Source organism: Paenibacillus sp. FSL E2-0178, assembly GCF_038593005.1.
Taxonomy (GTDB): Bacteria; Bacillota; Bacilli; order Paenibacillales; family Paenibacillaceae; genus Paenibacillus_AQ; species Paenibacillus_AQ phytohabitans.
Genome location: NZ_CP151953.1, coordinates 7290559 through 7309959, shown reverse-complemented (window position 1 = coordinate 7309959; position 19401 = coordinate 7290559). Strand labels below are relative to the sequence as shown.

The 19401-nt window shown below is 52.2% G+C and carries 11 protein-coding genes; 3 read left to right on the top strand and 8 right to left on the bottom strand.

The genetic code is table 11. The features are described 5' to 3' along the window. Positions 1–37 precede the first annotated feature (37 nt). The 7 genes from MHI42_RS31325 to MHI42_RS31295 all read right to left on the bottom strand — a co-directional run bounded on the left by MHI42_RS31325 (position 38) and on the right by MHI42_RS31295 (position 14456). Positions 38–3637: an alpha-amylase family glycosyl hydrolase gene (locus tag MHI42_RS31325; protein WP_342421721.1), complete on the bottom strand. Its 3600-nt coding sequence runs from the start codon at positions 3635–3637 to the stop codon at positions 38–40. 482 nt (positions 3638–4119) lie between these two features. After that, positions 4120–4749, bottom strand: a complete 630-nt coding sequence (locus MHI42_RS31320) for a transposase (RefSeq protein WP_342421720.1) — start codon at positions 4747–4749, stop codon at positions 4120–4122. Beyond that, a complete protein-coding gene (locus MHI42_RS31315) occupies positions 4679–5509 on the bottom strand; it encodes a transposase (protein ID WP_342421719.1) in 831 nt (276 codons plus the stop codon). The genes MHI42_RS31320 and MHI42_RS31315 overlap by 71 nt, the downstream gene beginning before the upstream one ends. 472 nt (positions 5510–5981) lie before the next feature. Continuing rightward, entirely contained in the window at positions 5982–9476 is a 3495-nt protein-coding gene (locus MHI42_RS31310) for a glycoside hydrolase family 2 TIM barrel-domain containing protein (RefSeq protein ID WP_342421718.1), read from the bottom strand. A gap of 53 nt (positions 9477–9529) precedes the next feature. Then, positions 9530–11140 carry an extracellular solute-binding protein gene (locus tag MHI42_RS31305; protein ID WP_342421717.1) on the bottom strand — a complete coding sequence of 537 codons (1611 nt, stop codon included), beginning with the start codon at positions 11138–11140 and terminating at the stop codon, positions 9530–9532. A 402-nt stretch (positions 11141–11542) separates the two neighbouring features. After that, a complete protein-coding gene (locus MHI42_RS31300) occupies positions 11543–12337 on the bottom strand; it encodes a Nif3-like dinuclear metal center hexameric protein (protein WP_342421716.1) in 795 nt (264 codons plus the stop codon). Between the two features lie 34 nt (positions 12338–12371). Next, entirely contained in the window at positions 12372–14456 is a 2085-nt protein-coding gene (locus MHI42_RS31295) for an alpha-glucuronidase family glycosyl hydrolase (protein WP_342421715.1), read from the bottom strand. Positions 14457–14836: 380 nt separating this feature from the next. Between MHI42_RS31295 and MHI42_RS31290 the strand changes: the two genes are divergently transcribed. Next, positions 14837–15652, top strand: a complete 816-nt coding sequence (locus MHI42_RS31290) for a helix-turn-helix transcriptional regulator (protein WP_342421714.1) — start codon at positions 14837–14839, stop codon at positions 15650–15652. 82 nt (positions 15653–15734) lie between these two features. Here MHI42_RS31290 and MHI42_RS31285 read toward each other — a convergent pair whose 3' ends face one another. Then, positions 15735–16388, bottom strand: coding sequence for a GntR family transcriptional regulator (locus tag MHI42_RS31285; RefSeq protein ID WP_076248876.1), 654 nt, complete (start codon positions 16386–16388; stop codon positions 15735–15737). A 223-nt stretch (positions 16389–16611) separates the two neighbouring features. Here MHI42_RS31285 and uxuA point away from each other — a divergent pair, with 223 nt between their 5' ends. Further along, positions 16612–17688 (top strand): mannonate dehydratase, encoded by a 1077-nt coding sequence (gene uxuA / locus MHI42_RS31280; RefSeq protein WP_342421713.1) that lies wholly within the window; start codon positions 16612–16614, stop codon positions 17686–17688. Then, positions 17689–19305 (top strand): mannitol dehydrogenase family protein, encoded by a 1617-nt coding sequence (locus tag MHI42_RS31275; protein ID WP_342421712.1) that lies wholly within the window; start codon positions 17689–17691, stop codon positions 19303–19305. The last annotated feature ends 96 nt before the right edge of the window (positions 19306–19401 follow it).

Below are 19401 nucleotides of genomic sequence, written 5' to 3'. Positions count from 1 at the left end.
GGCTGAAGGTGCTTCTTTTAATAAGACATGCTGCTGGTTACTTCAGGTAGGTACCCGTCACTCCAATTCCGCCGCTGCCATTTAACACATACACTCTCGCATTTCCTTTACCGGAGCATGTCAGTGTGATCGTGCCGTTGGTAACGGTTTTGGAATCGCCAGTCACCGCATCTACGTAAGTTCCGTTCGGGATTCCGGTAAAAGTGGCATTCCCCGAAATCGTAACCAATGCAAAGCTGTCAATGCCTTTGGCGTTGTCGGTATATCTTCTCTTAAACGCCAGATTGCCCGATACATTCTCTGTAGAATACTGACCTTTCTGCAAAGCAGGAACCGCTCTTCTGATTAAATTGAGCTGTCTGATATGTTTGGCCAGAGGATAGTTGAGCGAGTCCGCAAGTGTGCCGGTAGCATTGGTATATCTGCCGTAATCCTGTACCGTAACACTGCCTTCAATATGGTCCCCGTAGTAAGCGCGGCCTGTTGTGCTGAGCGGTGCGTTTGGACCTACATCGATAACGGCCCCCTTTTTAAATTCGATTTCAGAACCATAGAAAATGGCGGGGATCCCCCGGAAAGTGAACATCAGAGCGAGATTCTCAGCCCAAGTGTCCTGTGTACCGGCAAAGCGCTGGTTTTCCGGAGCCTGGTCGGGAGCATAGTCATGAGAGTCGATATAGGTTACATTCCAGGTAGCATCGTTATAGAATTGGTCACCGCTTTTCATACTGAATGCTTCCTGTGCTGACTTGAATGCCCAATGCATAGGAAAATCAATTACATCCATACCCGATTTCATCGAATAGTCAGGCGCATGATAGGTATTGCCGATCAGGAAAGCATTGTTCGAGGTAGGCTGTCCTGCTGTAGTCGAGTTGTCTGCCCACTCCTGTTCAACCGACGCTTTATTAGAAGCGTAGTCATTTATGTTATCGCCCGGATACGATTTCGAAGATTTCCATGTATAAAATGGTGTCGAAATTGCCGGAATCCCGCTGTTCCATACATCTCTGTAGCGGGTAGCCACTTCACCAAAGATAAAGAAGTCCGAGCCGCCTCTGGTCTTCCAGGCCGGAACAAAGTATTTGTTAAAAATATATCGGCTCACATGCTTCACAGTATCCACACGGAAAGCATCAACGCCCATATCAATATATTGGTTGTAGGAGTCAATCAGATATTGGTTAACTGCTGGATTCTCTGTGTTGAGGTCGACGCAGTCTCCGGCAATCTGTCCTGTCTGTACGGTATAAGATTCCCAGGAAAGACTTTTCTCCGTATGGTAAATGTTATTATTCATCCCCTCTGTCTTCATTAATGCAAGTCTTGCCTGATATTGCTGATCGGGTGTCATAGAATTATAGTTTGCCGGCAGCTTATCCGTGATTTTGAGCATGTTGCCCACAGTATCCGGCTTAGTCTCATCTTTCTTGAACATGGGGAACAGATTCTCTTCACCGAAATTACCGGTATGATTGACGACGATATCCTGAATAACCTTTAGTCCTTTGGCATGGGCCGCCTGGATCAGTTCCTGATAGGAAGCACCTGCCGATTCATACCTTGGGTCTACTTTAGCGAAATTAATTGCATGATAGCCGTGATAATCATAACCGCTCGCATTCTCCACAACAGGTGTAATCCAGATGGCACTGAATCCAAGAGCTTTGATGTAATCGAGCTTTTGAATCAGGCCCTTGAAATCGCCTCTCCAAGCCGGGTCCGAATCCGGATTGTTCGCCTTGGCATCATCCCATGCGTGCACATTGTTGCTCGGATCGCCATCATAGAACCGCGAAGTGATCACGAAATAAATGCTGTCTTCCCGGAAATCCCCCGACTTTCCGATATTGTAGACAAAGCTTTGTGTCGTTTGATTGCCGGCGCCGTCTATCACTAGAAACTTCAAAGTGGTGGTTTTGGAGATAAGTATGGAAGGTCCAGTCAAGCCGGTCAGTGTATTGCCTGAAATATAGGCTTTAGAACTTGCGGATGGTTCCGAACCATCGTCTGTGTAGTATGCCCTCGTCGTTGCTGCCTTGTTATCTTTTATCGTGAAAGATACAGCGACCTGGGACTCAGAATGCCCAACAGGCAAATTTGCTGTGATTGTCGGGGCCCCAAAATCGGCATTTAAGTCAATCACATAAGCGAAAGAGACTACATTTCCTGCTTGACTCAATGAGTTCACACCAAAGGCCTTGATAGTCAAAGAGGAAGCCACCTGAATTGGCGAGGTATACAAGGCCGATGCTGTCGTAGGTGTTGAGCCGTCTGTTGTATAGTAAATTTTATCGCCGCTATTGGTACTGGAAAGTTTCACTGTCTGGGCAGAATCGTATGTTTTCGGCACAGGAGAGACTGAAACCACTGGAATTTTGGGGATTTCCGGGTTGGCTTCATACCACACGTTATCCGTGTAATACCAGGACTCCTTCACACTGCGGGACAAATCGACCGTCTGTTTCCCGCTGCCGTCATTAAAAATAAGACTCGCGCCCGCGGCATCAGCAATCGTATAGCTGTACCAGTCGTTCCCATCCGACTTCATCAGAATTCCCGGCCATGCCCCGCTTGTTGGAACGGTTGCCGGACTCAGATTCCAATAATGGATTCGCATCGCTGAATTCCAGCTTGAAGGTTTCTTAATGTGAACCGTTACCCCGGCTGCGATAACTGTGGGTGTCGGCGTTACGGTTGCCGGCGGTGTTGCGGTAGCTGTAGGTGTTGCAGTTGCTGTTGGTGCTGCAGTTGTTGTTGGTGTCGCAGTTGCTGTTGGTGTTGGTGTTGGTGTTGGTGTTGGTGTTGGTGTTGGTGTTGGTGTTGGTGTTGGTGTTGGTGTTGGTGTTGGTGTTGGTGTTGGTGTTGGTGTTGGTGTTGGTGTTGGTGTTGGTGTTACGGTAGGCGACGGAGTAGCTCCAGGCGAGACGGTCACATAGTCGATATTAATGTTTCCAGTGTCAGTGGAGTCGTATTTATAAGCAACCGTATTATTTCCGGCCTGCAAGGAGAGCGTTTCTGTCTGGTCACCCCATGTATCCCAATTGGCCAAGCTAGGCAAAGTTGTCTGTTTTACTTTTATTCCATTGACATAAATGGAAATGTTCTTCTCGCTGCCCGTCGCATTCGCATAGCGAAGAGTGGCATTATAGGCGAACTGACTGGACGCCTGGACGCTGAAAGTTGCAGCTGCTCCGGAGGCGGTGTATCCATCCACAAACCCGGTCCCGGAATATCCGGTGTGGTTTGTATTTACTTTCGCCCCTCCAGACAAGCCTGCGTTCTCTGCTTCGTATTTCCCGGTAACCGGAATTGTGACCGTCCAGTTTTTCCCGCCATTGCTGTCCCAGTAATCTGTCGGGGCCGTAATATGATAACAATAAATTAGTGTGGCACCCTCCGGCACATTGATGTTAGCCGTAAATGTGGTCCCATTCCTGGCCATAGCCGTGTCCACAACATTCATCCAGTTATTAGTAGTCCAGTGTAATGTCACAGCTGTCGCTGTAGAGCTTGTATAGGTGACCGTATAATCGGTATCGCTGGCCGAAGCCCCCCCTGATAAGCCGAATAAGCTGAAGCAAAGCGCAAATATAACCAACCATGAAATTAATCTCCGAGCAGTTTTTTGTGCCAAATAAACAACCTCCTGATTTAGTGTTAATAGGGTAAAAATGTGCAAACGTTTGCATTGAAGAGAAAAAAAAGAAAAATATTCTAACTAAATAATATTGGTCCGTTGATCTCCTCCTCCGTAGGTAATTCGGAACGATCCATTTAGATGTTTGCGCTTACAAGAAGTGTCTTCAAGAAACTTCCGCTACGCCGCCGTTACACAGAGTTTTCATATCTCCAATGAATTTTCCTGTTCTGATTATAGTCTCCATACTTTTCCAGGTCAATAAATCTCTTTACCTATTTAGCTGTGGCTATACATATTTCTCCAAGTTACTCCTCCCGATTGTCGATTGTTCAGCTACGCTATCACCAATTGTTGGGTCAGCGTACCCCGTTTTAGCGAGAAAGATAAGGCTGTCCCAAAAGTAGATTTTCTACAGCGGAAGACAGTTCTCTTCATTCTTAATGCTAAAAAAAGTGAGCAGAGCAGCGATTCTCCCGTTATTGGAGGATCGCTGCTCTGCGTTTTTGGTCATTGGTGGCTTGCTTCAGCAGATTATGAGCAAGGGAAAGCGATCCGACCTCAAGCGTCACTTTCTCCATGCCGCGAAGCAGAAATCGCCGGAAGCCCCGGTTGTTCTTCAGTTGTCCGAATACACTTTCCGGCTCCGTCATTCGGCGTACGGCCAAGGCGTAACCTTCCTCACTCCGTAGAATTTCCCGAGCCTGTTTCTGGTATCGCAGCCGTTCCAGACTGACGACCACCTCCCGATTTCCTGCCGCTTTCGTGCAACGCTCCTTTAGGGGGCAGCCGTCACAGGAGCTGCTTCGGTAATGACGTCTACGAATTTCATAGCCGCTCTCTAAGGTCTCTTTGCTTTCCCTATGAAAATGCAGCATTTTCCCAGCTGGGCACGTCCAGTTATCCTCGGCTGTATTGTAGATCCAGTTCTCAATTTTACCAACATTCGCTTTCCAGGCTTTGCTCTTTTCCTTGTGGTAGCTGCCGTACTTCACTACCGCCTGAATCTCTTCCTTTTCCAGATAGGCGTAGTTTTCTTCACTGCCACAACCTGCGTCTGCAATGACTGTCTTTGGCAATTTCCCGAGGATCTGCTGCGCTTTTTCCATATGTGGTTCTAAACAGCGGGTGTCGGTCGGTCTTTGGTGTAAACTGTAGGCTAAACGTTGCATCTGGATCGGTCTTGCTGAAACTGTACCGGTCCCCTAGCAGCTTTTGGTATTGTTCGTACTTCAGCAGCCGGGGAAGCAAATCCTTACGCAACTTCCGAACGGCTTTTTTCAGGGGCTTGTCTTTGGGTTTTTCGAGCAGTTGTGACTCCAGCGCCTGAGTCATTTGTTCGAGTTTCCCGCTGCTCATCTCGGTGGACTCGCCAAGTTCGTTCAGGTCCTGGCCACGGAGTTCCTGTTCTTCTTGTTTCTCTGCGGCCTCAATGTCGGCAAACAAAGCCTGTACCTTTTCTTGGAGTTTGGCCTTATGCTTATTAACCGCTTTGCCCCACACGAAAGTGTAACGATTCGCGTTGGCCTCGATCTTGGTGCCGTCCACAAAGTAATGCTCAAGGGAAATGTATTTTTCGTCAGCTAGAAACTGAAGCACGGCGGTAAATACCGTTTCAAGGACACTCCTCATTCGCTGGGAACGGAAGCGATTCAACGTACGAAAGTTGGGGCGTTGCCGTCCGGCCAGCCACATGAAAGGGATGATCTCTCGAACGGCCTTAGCGATTTGACGAGACGAATAGATTCGCTGAGTGTAGGCGTAAATAATGACTTTGATTAGCATCTTAGGGTGATAACTGTCACGGCCGCCGCCGGGATAGACCGCGTCAAAAATGGCGTTGTCCAGCCGATTGACGGCGGCATTCACGAGCGCGATCGAGGTGATTTTCCGGGATATCTTCTTCCAGATCCATTGGCAAGCAAAGTTGGTCCATGGTATATTGAATGTACAAAGAAATCGCTCCTTTTGAAATGGTTGGGTGGTACCTCCATTTTACCAAAAAGGCGATTTCTTTTTTTGTGTTTGTTGAAAAAAGTGTTTTCGTATCCCGCTTAAACAGCGGAGAGGACGGACTGATTGTGGAAAAGCGAATGCGGTCGCCTTTGTCCCCGGATTTTCACTGCTAAGGGGAATCAATAAAATCTGGGGACAACAGCGATTGGAACAACGGTCCGTTTGCGGAGCGTCCACCCAAGTGCCCACGTTGATGCTACTACAAAATAAAGAGCTGTCCCAAGCAGCCATTTCTTGGCTTTTGGGACAGCCCCATGTTTAAAACAAACGAAGACCACCTCTTTTGCGGGTATCTTGCGTTTTTTGGAACTAGCATTTACTGTCCCTAATCAGCAGACGGCAGAAACTGGAACCACTTGAAGTCAAACCGGCTGCCCGGCAGGAACAGGAAGGTGACCGTCTGGCTGCCGCTTACCGGCGGCTCCAGAGTGAATTCACGCTCCGTATAGCTGCCGCTTCCGGCAAATTCAATCAGCTGCTTGGACTCACCGCCGGGACCGCTGAACAGGATCTGCAGCGTATTGTTCGCAAGCGTTGAGCGTCCGCAAATGACAACCCTTGAGCATTCCCCCCCGCCAAAGTCCATCCCGGCAAATATAAGCGAGACATTGTTGCCGATCCCTTCAATGGCATCCTCCGTTACGGTGAAGGCATCCCCGTAAACAGCACTGTTGGCCTGTGCAGCCAGACGCTCATACGCCTTGTGCCTGCGGACAAACGAGAAGCCCTTCAGATGAATCTTCTTCCGCAGGACGAAGGACAGTGAAGTGATGCCTGTCAGCCTTTTGGGCAGCGTATAGCTTGCTTCCTGGTACACATTCCAGCGGGACGGCTTCTGGTAAGTGACTATGGTGAGTAATTCGGCACCATTCTCTCCGGGAATGCCTTCCCATATCTCAATCGGGAATTCCTGATCATCCAGCGAGAAGATTGGCAGAACGATCTCATCGGCTCCATCATCCCCAAAGTCGATCCGTTCGAAGCAGATCCGGCTCTCCCCTTCCCGGGCTGTAGCTACACCGCGTTCATTACCGTTGGTTAGATTCCGGCTATGGCTGCTGTTGAATCCCGAGGAGACAAATTCATACGGATTCAGATAAGCCTGGCCAAGCCCTGTAAGCTTGAATTCCATCTGTGAATAGAGCCGGATGCCGTCTGCGCCATTGGCTGTCCCGCAGCGGATGTATACATCGCCATCACCCAAAGCCGTGATTACGGCTTCATGCCCGCTGGTCTCAATGGTAGCGATATTGGCATCAATTCCGGCGGCGTTGGTGATCCGCCACTCGACATCCTGCCAGGCGGCACCCTGCGGATGCAGCTTCACCCGGACCGGAAGTGAAGGCTGCGCCGGCGTCAGAATATTACCCTCAGGGCAGATCATCTCCAGCTTGCGGACCGGGATCTCCTCTTCCTTGCCGCTCTCCGGATTACCGGATGCCGCCTCTGCCTCCAGCGGGTTATGCGCATACAGATACAGCTCATCTTCGGCGATCATTCCCGGTGCGGGAAGCACCGACCGCAACGTAAGCTCAGCCGAAGCCAGATCCGCTGAAGCCGCACGCAGCGTAATCGTTCCGGGCTCCAATGTACCGGCAATCACAGCCAGCAGCTTACCGCTGAACAGGCGGCGGCTTACGCCTTTGTAGGAATCATAGTCCGTGCTGTCCCCGTTATCCAGACCGATCAGCCGTCCGGGGCCCTCAACACTGAGGTGAACCCGGTTATTGGCATTCGCTACCGGACGCCCCGACGGATCCAGCGTGCTGACCGTTACGAAGATAAGATCCGTACCGTCTGCGGCAATCTCCTGCTTGTCTGGAGTTAACACCAGTGAAGCTGCATCCCCGAAGGAGGAAATCTGCTCCGTGGCGATTACATTCCCCTGCTCATCATAAGCAGCTGCACGCAGGACACCGTCCGCGTAAGGCAGCTGCCATTCTCCAAGCAGCTTATGTCCGTGGACATGATCGATGTCCACGCTGCCCTGCGACACTTCATTCATGAACAGCTCAATGCGCGGAGCATTCGAGCAGACCCGTACATCAATCAGCTGGCCCTGCGAGAAATCCCAGTAAGGAAAGATATGAATCATCGGATGCGTGCGGTAATCCGTCCATTCTGCCTGATAGATATAATAGGAATCCTTAGGGAAGCCGGCGGTATCCAGCTGCCCGAAGTATGAGTTCTTGGTGTGATAAGGAGTCGGTTCCCCGATATAGTCAAAGCCCGTCCAGAGAAACTGTCCCAGCGAGAAGGAAGCATCCCGGTCTGCGGTGATGCAGGCCTCCGTGCTTTTGGCACCCCAGCTGGTCGAGCTGTTCCCCAGAGAAGAGCACTGCTGATCATCATCGGCCAGAACAGATTGAGCCAGCGGGAAATGATAGACTCCCCGGCTCTGTACTGTCGAGCAGGTCTCACTGCCGTAGATTATCCAGTCCGGATGTTCCCGGTGATGCTGCTCATAATATTTCTCCGCATAGTTGTAGCCTGCCACCTTGACGATATCGGCGCATTTCTGCGCATTCTCCCAGGGCATATAGTTCGAGCCAATGGTAACAAAAGCATTGCCGCGCGGATCATGGACCAGCACTTCCTCCTGCAGCTCCCGGGTGAGCTCCTGGCCGCGGCTGTCAGCGTGGGTATCATAAATCTCGTTGCCGATGCTCCACATCAGCAGGCTTGGCCGGTTGCGGTCCCGCCGCACCCAGCTGGCAATGTCGCGCTTCCACCACTCCGGATAGAACCGTGCATAGTCATAAGGCGTCTTGCTGCGCTCCCACATATCGAAGGCTTCCGACACGATCAGCAGCCCCATTTCATCGGCCAGCTCCATAAGCTCCACAGCTGGCATATTATGCGCGGTGCGGATGGCATTGACGCCCATTTCCTGCAGCAGGACGAACTGGCGGCGCAGCGCCGCCTTGTTCACAGCAGCGCCCAGAGCACCGAGGTCGTGATGCTGGCAGACTCCGTATATTTTGACATGACGGCCGTTGAGGAAGAAGCCCTTGTCACTGTCCAGCTCCATCGTCCGGAACCCGAAGCTCTCCTTCTCCACTTCAATGACCTCATCGTCTGCCAGCAGTTCAGATTGCAGAGAATAGAGATGGGGACTGGTAACATCCCATAGCAACGGGTGATCAACCGTCAGGCGGCTGTGGTTATGTACGGCTGAACCGCCCTGCAGCACAGGCACCTCAGAGGTTCCTGCGGCAATTACTGTTCCTTGCGCATCCAGAATGCTATGCCGCAGCTTCAGCTCCCTGCCTGACGCCCCAGCTTCAGCAGTATGCAGCTCCACATCCACATCTACAGTCCAGGCTCCACCCTCCGCCGCTGCTCTGGCCGCAATATAAATTCCGTCAGCAGCCATATGCGTCTTCGGCATTGTCTTCAGCCAGACCGGCCGGTAAATTCCGGCGCCGGAGTACCAGCGGGAATTGGGCGATTCGTGGATCACACGCATATAGACTTCATTGTCTCCCGCTATCACGTACGGGGTGATATCGAATTCAAAGGTGGAGTATCCGTATTTCCACTCCCCCGCCACCTGTCCGTTCACGTACAGCGTCGAGTTCATATACACTCCCTCGAAACGCAGGGACACCAGCTCATCGGCAGGTACTTCTTCGAACGTAAGGCTGGTGCGGTACCAGCCCTCCCCGTTCTCGTAGAGATTGCGGGTATCATAGATCAGCCAGTCATGCGGCAGCGTAACCGGCATCCAGTCTGCACCTGCGGCGACCTTGGCAAGCTCCGAATGAAGCGGCTGCTTGCTGAACTGCCAGCCATTGCTGAGTTTCCTTTTTTGACTCATGGATAATTCCTCCTAAAGGTTTGGTAGTATAAGCCTGGAAATATGAGCATCATCTAACGGTTCAGGTAACGTTCATAGGCTGCTTGTTGAATTTCCAGCGCACGCCCGATGCCCAGGTCCCTCATCTGCTGCACATAGTTATCGTAATTGTCTACGGAATCGGTGCCCAGAATGATCTTGAGCTCAATATCTTTCACAAAAGCATTGATGTCGTTCATAATGCTGCTCATTTCATCCGCTTCTTCGGCGGTTGGCGTTACCGGAGGCAGCAGGTGGCTCTCATGATTGGTCTGTTTCCAGATGCCGATAGATTCTGTGGTTGCCGGATATTTCGCCGGCAGATTATTGTCCTGCTGAATCATCGGGAAGTTGGTGCCGTGCGAATACTTGGACATGACCTGGTCGCTGCCGAGGCCATCCGGATTCTTAACCACAAGTTCGGTATAGACAGGCTTGCCGTTTTCCAGCGTATAGGTAGTTCCTTCAATCCCATAGGTATTCAGCATGCTGCCTTCTTCGGTAAAAGCATAATCCAGCCAGCGCATAGCGGCTTCGACATTTTTGGTTGTGGCTGAGATGGCTGCCGAGCTTGTCCCCGCATAGGCATTATCCAGCTGGCCGAACTCAGGAAGTCCGCCTTTGACCGCAGACGGGTATGGAGCGGCTACAAAATCGGCTTCCGGGTCCGATTCCTGTACGGCTGAGTTATATTTCTCAATATAGTACTGCCAGCCGATCGTTGCTCCGCTTACATTCGAGGTCATTTTCTTGTCAACGGTAGCGCCGTCAATCGAAGCGAAATCCTTGTCGATCAGCCCTTCTTTGTACCACTGGCTCATGGTATTGAGGTATTCCTTGTAGCCAGGCTCCAGATAGCCATAGACTACTTTGCCGTCGTTAACGTAGAAGTTACCCATCACACCGAACGCTCCGGCGAACCCTCCAGTCCGCTCTCCCAGGAATATCGTACGGAAGGTTACGGGTGAGGCTGCATTTTTCTTGTCTTTAAAAGCAGTCAGTACGGTATGCCACTCCTCAATCGTTTCCGGGATGCCGAGATTCAGCTCATCGAGCCAATCCTTGCGGATAATCGGCCCCCCGTAGACCCGGCCGATCTCCGAGCGGATGAACGGGAAGGCGTAATACGTACCGTCATCGGTTTTGATCATTTTGTCGATATCCGGGTTCTCTTGAAGGGTCTTCTTCAGGTTAGGCGCATATTGATCGATCAGATCATTGAGCTTCAGAATGTACCCCTGCTCCACGGCTTTATCAGGTCCGCCCGGGTATTGCAGCCAGGTATTGAGGAAGATATCCGGCAGCTCGCCCGAGGCCAGCAGCAGACTGAACTTCTGGTCGGTCATCGGTGTTCCGCCCAGCTGTCTGATTGCGATTCCTGTCCGCTTCTCATATTCGTCATCGACCGGCAGCCGTTCCGGCGTACCTCCCAGCTGTTCATTCATATAAGTCAGCTCAATGCCGCCCGTCATCGGATAAGTGAAAGCTGCAGCGGCTTCATTGGAAGCCGGGGCATTTCCGGCAGGAGTGACAGAAGCGCTTTCATAATTATCCTTCTTGGAGCTGCTGCAGCCTGCAGCAAGCAATGTGAGACCTAACACAACGATAAGCGGTTTATGCAGCTTATTGGATCTGGATGAATTCATCACTGGTACGACCTCCGTTATAGGTGTAGTTGATGGCTTGATGCCTCTACAATGTAAGCTGAATCTTGTATACAAACAATATTCAAAATGCGGAATCAATGGTTAAAAACGCAAAAGGAGAATAGAATAAGCCTAATTCTATCCTCCTGTCGTGAAATTGGCTATCCAGATGGCGCTTCATCTTCTGCACTGCCTAACCTCATATAGAATTCCACTATATGAAGTTGCGCCCGGGGGGCAATCCGCAATATGAACCAGACCGGCAGTCTGCAAGCAATGCCGCTGTCCAGCGCAATCCGGCGGGATGTTCCAGCTGAACGTTCAAAACCTCCTTGCCGGCAGGAGTCCTGAAGGGACAGCCATTGTCCCTTGGTCTTCATACCTTCAAAGAGGTTCCGTTAATTATACAATCTGATAGACGGGATGTTCCTGAATGTAATGCACCGGCACATCCGGGAACTGCAAGGCCAGCCGCTGCGCCAGCAGCTTCATCCCCGGCGCTTCACTCTCCGCATGGCCCAGCATAATTAATGCCCGGCTTCGGCCCTGCCGGACGGCATCCCGGATATATTCCGGGGTCTCCCACTCCGGGCCTTCACCGGCGATAATCAGATCAAGTGACTCCTGCTCAAATAGGGGAATGGTAGCTGCACCACCGCCTCTGTAGCCAACCAGCACGCCCACTCTGCTGCATACAGCGGATAAATTGCCTGCTGCGCGGACATAGGGGATATGCAGCTGCTGCTTCAAATATCCGGCAATCTCTGAAACTGACGCAGCAGGGAGCGAGAGAACAGACACATGGGGCAGATGCCGTTCGACATACGGCTCCCATTCCAGCTCCCGCAGCAGCCCTTCTATGATCCCGTCCGGTGTATAGCGGTGCACATAATCATGGAAGCGGTAAATACCTACACCGGTGCTGGCGACCAGTTCAGATTTCTGCCGGTAGACAGGATCATTCTCCAGCCCCTCCCGGTTATTCTGATGGCTGTAATAAACACCTTCATGCGTAATGATCAGATTCGCGCCAAGCAAGGCCGCCTGCTCAATTACATATTGCGAAGCCGAGAAGGCGGTCACAATCCCCTGCACCTCCGACTCCGGAGCTCCCGGCTCCAGTCTGTCTACCGTTCCATCCGGCTTGCGGATGCCTGCTGTTAAATGTCCGATAACCTGTCCGAAAGTGAGCGTCATGAACCTGCCCCTCCTAATAGTTCCCTATTAACTCTCAATAAATCTTGCGTGCTCCGGAATCTTCTATGCCGCTCTTGCGGTAAAAGTAAGTATTGATCTGGTCGCGCCACTCCTTGGCATGCGCAGCCTGTCCCCGCAGACGTTCCTCTACCTGCACATACAGCACCTCTGCGATCCTGCCCTTCAATCCGCTCCAGGCAGCCAGCAGTCCGTCAGCACGTTCCGCACCTTCAAAATGGGTGTCGTAGATATGCTGAATCACAGTTTTGCCGGAATGCAGCACATGGGTATACGGCACATGATGGAAGAACAGCAGCAGCTCATCCGGACATTCTTCCAGCGAATCATATCGCTGTGCATTGCTGCCCATATACTGGGCACTGTAGCCGGTGCCTGTGGCCACAGTCCGGTCTACACCGATTCCCTGATGATCGGCATAATGGTAGGTACCCCATTGTGAATATTCATAGCCGTCCACATTAGGGCCGTAGTGATGCTCGGGATTAATCATCCAGCCCACGCCAAGCGGTGCTGTATAGGATTCGTAAATCTCCCAGGAATCCAGTAAAATCCGGCTGATTACGCCGGCAACCGCAGCGTCTGTACCAAACGTCAGGGCGATCCACTCCGCAGCAATTTCTTCCGCGCTAAGCTCCGGGTTCCAGGCCAGCCGCCCGAATCCGTAAAGATTCGCCTGGGCCAGCAGATGCCCGGTCCAATTCCGGTCATTGCCCACATTGGATACTGCAGCCACACCACTGTAACGGTTGCCCCATAGCGAGCCGTCGACGATATGCTTCACCGGAGCCGTTCCGCCTTGGGCCAGCGTGTCAAATTCCATAATCTCTTTCCACTGCGGAACCAGGTAACAGACATGACGCTGCTGTCCGGTATACTCCTGGGCAATTTGAAATTCAATCACCTGATTGGTCTGTTCAAGCGCCCCGAACAGCGGAGATACCGGCTCTCTGACCTGGAAATCCATCGGGCCGTTCTTGATCTGCAGAATTACGTTATCATGGAACTTACCGTCAAGCGGCTTGAAATGATCATAGGCTGCTCTCGCCCGGTCTGTCTTGCGGTCACGCCAGTCCTGCTTGCAGTTGTACACGAAGCAGCGCCAGATGACGATGCCGCCGAACGGCTTCAGCGCCTCCGCCAGCATATTCGCGCCATCGGCATGATCCCGCCCGTAGGTGAACGGGCCTGGCCGGTTCTCTGAATCGGCCTTGACCACGAATCCGCCGAAATCGGGAATCACCGTATAGATTTCAGCCGCTTTCGTCATCCACCACTCCCGGACTCCGGCATCCAGCGGATCTGCGGTTCCCACTTCCCCTTCATGCATCGGACCGGCGAAGTTCACGCTCAGGAACAGGCAGATGCCGTACGTTCTGAATACATCAGCGATCCGGGCAACATCAGGCAGGTAGGTGGAGATAAACAAAGTTTCCAGCGCATGAACGTTCACGTTATTGATCGCAATGGCATTGATGCCTGCGGTGGACATCAGCCGTGCGTAATCGGTAATTCTGTTAAGATCATCCGTGAAGCGGTTATTCTCATAGAGGAAGGATCTCCCCGAATATCCCCGCTCTACACTGCCGTCGAAATTATCCCAATGGTTAATCATGCGCAGCGCGTTCAACGGATTCACGGTTTCATCCAGATGCTCAATGTCCTTCAGACTTCCGATCAGGCGCAGGAGGTGGAAGACACCATACAGCACACCTGCCGGTGAGGAAGCTCCTACGGCAATACACTTATGGGTCAGGCTGGTGCGGATCGCGAACCCTTCCGGTCCCACCGCCTGTCCGGCTGTTTCGTCAAATATGGCTTCGACCCACGGATTGCCGCCGTTAAAGGTGCCGAATGCCACACTGAATCCGTCCGCAGCCGGTGAAGCCCCTGCCTCAATGTCCAGCATCGAGGCAATCCCTCTCTGCCATTCACGCAGCGCGGCTTGCACCGTCTCCTGCTCTTCCGTCACGGATACGGCTCCGCACCATTTCACATATTCCGTATATAGATTGCCTTGCGGCAGCTTCGGGTAGCTTAACCAGGCGTCGTATCCGCTGCCGGCTACTGCGGCAGTCTGATTGTCCGGTTGTTGTCTCATGCCAACATCTCCTCCAGTGTATTATTCATGCTTAGCGGGCGTATGACCGGGCAGGTATCGTGAGCCACAGTATAAACACAGCCGGTGAAGCCCGGGCTTCTGCGCCCATCTTGTATACTAGTTCCTGTTCAGGTTCATCCTACCACGCAGCCGCCGGACGGGAACATTGTCAAATCAAGCAATTATTTACCCAAATCAAGCAGGTTTCAGCTATACTAAAAACGGGATAATGGATCGCGTAAAACGAATACACTCATTAATTCTAACGCAAGCGTCAGGGGGAGAATCTAATAGTTTCCGCTTTTTTACCGCCTGTTCTGGGACAATGCCTTAGTGAAACGATCATCCCGGATGTGAAAACCACGCTTAACCTGTTTGGCATGCATCTGCGCAAGGTCAGCGGGGAATGGGATTATCCGCTGCATGCCCATCCGCAATATGAATTCAACTATGTGCTGGAAGGGGAGCAGCTGTTTACCGTTAATAACCGCAGCTATATCCAGCAGGCCGGAGACTTAGTGCTGCTCCGGCCGGGAGATTCTCATGCCAGCTGCAGCGGAAACGGCCAGGCTTTTACGTATTTCTGCATTCATTTTGATATCGATGACAAGCTCCTGATCTCCTTGCTCAGCCGCCTGAATCACGTACTCTTCCCTTCCGCAAGCAATATTGCCCATAAGCTAGGGCCCATCCTCTCCAAATTGGTGGATATTTCAGGCTCTATCTCGGGGGACATCACCATGTCACAGCGCATGAGGCTGCAGTCCGCCGTCTTCGATCTGTTCGCCCAGCTGTGGGAAGCCTTCTCTATTGAAGCTGATCTGTCTTCCCCTGCCACCTATGAGAAGATTGAGCTGGCCCACCAGATCCGCAGCCGCCTTCAGGGGCTGGTCTACCAGCAATTCAAGCTGGAGCTGCCCTATGACAGCCATTACGGAATTGATGATATTGCCTCGGAGCTCGGGATCAGCGCCTCGCACTGCTACCGGGTGTTCCGCCAGGTGTTCGGCATCTCGCCCCGGGAGTTTCTGTCCGAACAGATGCTCCATGAAGCCAAGGTCCTGCTGGATGATCCCAGCCTGTCCGTCAGCCGGATATCAGGCATTCTCGGCTACCGCGATATTGCCCATTTCAGCCGGCAGTTCAAGCGCTGGCACGGCACCTCACCGCGCGAATACCGCGAGTCCGGACAATAGGCCTCCATGCCAAATATCCCTGCCTTCATGTCACATGAGTGCAGGGATATTTGGCATCTGCCAGACGGTCCAGAATACGGATTTATTTCTTGATATAAGTGGCAAAATGCTCCTGAAAGTTCGTCGAATCAATATCTGCCCGCAGATGATGATGCAGCAGTTCATCGATCCCCGCTGTGTCCCCCTGCACGATATAATCCAGCAGCTGCTGATGCTCCTGCTGAATTGTAGCCAGCTTCTCGTCCTTCAGCATATGCAGCTTCCGGTAGCGGATGTAATGCACATTGAACTGCTGCAGCACCCCCCACAGGAATTCTCGTCCGGCCAGGCCGAACATGGTGCGGTGAAATTGATCATCCAGCTGCAGGAAAACCTCGGCCCCCTCGGCCTGCTCAATGCATTGCTGCTGCTGCGCAAGGTTACCCCTCAGCTCATGCAGCCCCTTCAGCGGAATATTACCGGCCAGCGACTTCATAATTTCCTTCTCCAGCACATTGCGGAGATAGATTATCTGCTCCACCGACTCCAGATCTATGTACGAGACCAGATTGCCTTTTTTGGGATAGATGTCAACGTACTGCTCCAGGGACAATTGCTTCAGCACATCCCGGATCGGCGTCCGCGACAGCTGGAAGCGTTCGGAAAGCGCGGTCTCACTGATCATCGACCCGGGCTTCAGTGCAAGCGAGAGGATTTCCTGTTTCAGATACGACATTATTTCTTTCTTGGAAGTCATGGAATGGACCAACTTTCTGTACGATATTCTTCTCCACTCATTATATAGAAAACAGATAGGAATTTCATTGACAAAGCATAAAGCTTATTCTATGATCAATACGAATCCTAACTTGTATACAAGATGATCATATCACAAAACGTTTCATCCGTAAGTTCAATTCTCACAAGGCTTCAGAATGACTTTATTTGTATTTATGTTTAATACCAAGGAGGAAATGACAATGAATATGACTTGGAGATGGTACGGCGAGGGCAACGACAATATTACCCTTGACCATGTACGTCAAATTCCGGGGGTAATGGGCATCGTCTGGTCGCTGCATCACAAGGTAGCGGGTGAAGTATGGGAAATGGAAGAAATCCAGAAGGTTGCCGATCAGATTACAGCCAAAGGCTTCAGCACAGCTGTTGTTGAGAGCGTTAACGTTCATGATGATATCAAAATCGGGCTGCCGTCCCGCGACAAATACATTGACATCTATATCGATACCATCCGCAAGCTGGCCAAGGTCGGCGTTAAGGTCATCTGCTACAACTTCATGCCGGTGTTCGACTGGACCCGTACTGAGCTGTACAAGGAGCTGCCGGACGGATCGAATGCACTCTTTTATGAAAAGGCTGCCATTACGGATAATCCGCGTGAAATGGTTGACCGGATTCTCAAGGGCGCCGGAGAATTCACGATGCCGGGCTGGGAGCCGGAGCGGCTGGAGAAGCTGGATGATCTGTTCGCGGCTTACGCCGATGTTACCGAGGATGTCCTGTTCGACAACCTGAAATATTTCCTGGAGCGCATTATTCCGGTGTGTGAAGAAGTCGATATCAAAATGGCGATTCACCCTGACGATCCGGCCTGGCCGATCTTCGGACTGCCGCGCATCATCCGCAGCCGTGATTCCATCCGCCGTTTCCTGGACATGGTCGACAGCCCGTATAACGGACTTACCTTCTGCACAGGTTCGCTTGGAACCAACCCGCAGAATGATCTTCCGGCGATGATCCGTGAATTCCATGACCGGATTTATTTCGCCCATATCCGCAACGTGAAGGTATTCGACAATGGCGACTTCATCGAAGTATCCCACCGCGGACGCGATGGCAGCGTGGATGTAGCCGAGGTTGTCAAAGCGTACCATGAGAACGGATATACCGGTTATGTGCGTCCGGACCACGGCAGACATCTCTGGGGTGAAGAGAAAAACTGCCGTCCGGGATATGGCCTGTACGACAGAGCGATGGGCATTATGTATCTGCTGGGCGTATGGGACAGCCTGGAGAATGTCAAGGGGGCGAAGTAAATGCTGAGCCTCACCCGAAGCAGCATCGCGGACCGTGAAGCCTGGGAAGCCGCAGGTGTAGAGCTGCCGCAGTTCGATTTCGCAGCGGTAGCGCAGAATACGCTGGAGAAGCCGGAGTGGGTTCATTTTGGCGCCGGAAATATCTTCAGAGGCTTCGTGGCCAATGCCCACCAGAAGCTGCTCGACAGCGGCAAGGCAGATACCGGCATCATCGCTGCCGAGACCTTCGACTTCGAGATGATCGACAAGGTCTACAAGCCTTATGATAATCTGACTCTATTGGTACTGATGAATGCGCGCGGCGACTTCCAGAAGAGAATCGTCAGCAGCATCGTGGAAGGCCTCACAGCGGATAAGACCCGCGAAGCGGATTACAACCGCCTGACCGCAGTGTTCGAGAATCCCAGCCTGCAGATGGCCAGCTTCACGATTACGGAAAAAGGCTATTCCCTCACCGGTCCGAACGGCCAGTATCTGGGTATCGTCGAGAAGGATATCGCCGGCGGTCCGGATCAGCCGGTCCATGCGATGAGCATCGTCGCTTCCTTCGCTTACAAGCGTTATCTGAAGGGACAGTACCCGATGACCTTCGTCAGCATGGACAACTGCTCGCATAACGGCGACAAGCTGAAGAACGGCATGGTTACGATCGCCAAGGAATGGGCGGCCAAAGGCCATGTGGAAGAAGGCTTCGTAGCCTATCTTGAGGATGAGCAGAAGATTACCTTCCCGCTGTCGATGATAGACAAAATCACGCCGCGCCCGTCCGAATCGGTGCAGGCTGCGCTGCTGGAGCAGGGAATCGGCGGCATGGATGTGATCGTCACCTCCAAGAATACGTACACTGCACCGTTCGTCAACGCCGAGATCAGCGAGTATCTGGTGATTGAAGACAAATTCACCAACGGCCGCCCGGCGCTGGAAGAAGCCGGTGTAATTTTTACCGACCGGGATACGGTCAACAATGTGGAGACCATGAAGGTCACCACCTGCCTCAACCCGCTGCATACAGCGCTGGCTGTAACCGGCTGTCTGCTGGGTTATACACTGATTGCCGATGAGATGAAGGACGCCACATTGCGGAAGCTCGTGGAGATCATCGGCTACCAGGAAGGTCTGCCGGTCGTGGTCGACCCCGGCATTCTCAGTCCGAAGCAGTTCCTCGATGAAGTGCTGCAGGAACGCTTCGCCAATCCGTTCATTCCAGATACCCCGCAGCGGATCGCTACCGACACTTCGCAGAAGGTCGGCATCCGCTTCGGCGAGACGATCAAGTCGTACATCCGCCGCGCGGATCTTGATCCGGCGCAGCTGACCGCCATTCCGCTGGCGATTGCGGCCTGGTGCCGGTATCTGCTTGGCGTGAACGATGAAGGCGGCGTATTCGCACTGAGTCCTGACCCGCTGCTGGAAGCCTTGCAGACCCGGCTGGAAGGAATTACGCTTGGCGCGAATGCAGAGCAAGCAGCGAAGGTGCGGGCAGTTCTGGAGGATCAAGCTATCTTCGGCGTTGATCTGTACGCCATCGGACTCGGCGAAGTCATCCAGGGGATGTTCACTGAGATGCTGGCGGGACCCGGTGCCGTAAGGGCTACGCTGGAGAAGTATGTCGGCTGATCTGATCATAGTCATTGGCAGATGAGATATGAGGTAGCATAGAGACAGACCGGGAGCATGCTCCCGGTCTGTTTATTCGTCCACAGCCTCGAATCT

Bases quoted from the DNA above. Each gene is read 5' to 3' on its own strand.
- MHI42_RS31320 (WP_342421720.1), bottom strand. From the start codon at position 4,749: ATGGAAAAAGCGCAGCAGATCCTCGGGAAATTGCCAAAGACAGTCATT.
- MHI42_RS31295 (WP_342421715.1), bottom strand. From the start codon at position 14,456: ATGAGACAACAACCGGACAATCAGACTGCCGCAGTAGCCGGCAGCGGA.
- uxuA (WP_342421713.1), top strand. From the start codon at position 16,612: ATGAATATGACTTGGAGATGGTACGGCGAGGGCAACGACAATATTACC.
- MHI42_RS31285 (WP_076248876.1), bottom strand. From the start codon at position 16,388: ATGACTTCCAAGAAAGAAATAATGTCGTATCTGAAACAGGAAATCCTC.
- MHI42_RS31305 (WP_342421717.1), bottom strand. From the start codon at position 11,140: ATGAATTCATCCAGATCCAATAAGCTGCATAAACCGCTTATCGTTGTG.
- MHI42_RS31300 (WP_342421716.1), bottom strand. From the start codon at position 12,337: ATGACGCTCACTTTCGGACAGGTTATCGGACATTTAACAGCAGGCATC.
- MHI42_RS31290 (WP_342421714.1), top strand. From the start codon at position 14,837: ATGCATCTGCGCAAGGTCAGCGGGGAATGGGATTATCCGCTGCATGCC.
- MHI42_RS31310 (WP_342421718.1), bottom strand. From the start codon at position 9,476: ATGAGTCAAAAAAGGAAACTCAGCAATGGCTGGCAGTTCAGCAAGCAG.
- MHI42_RS31275 (WP_342421712.1), top strand. From the start codon at position 17,689: ATGCTGAGCCTCACCCGAAGCAGCATCGCGGACCGTGAAGCCTGGGAA.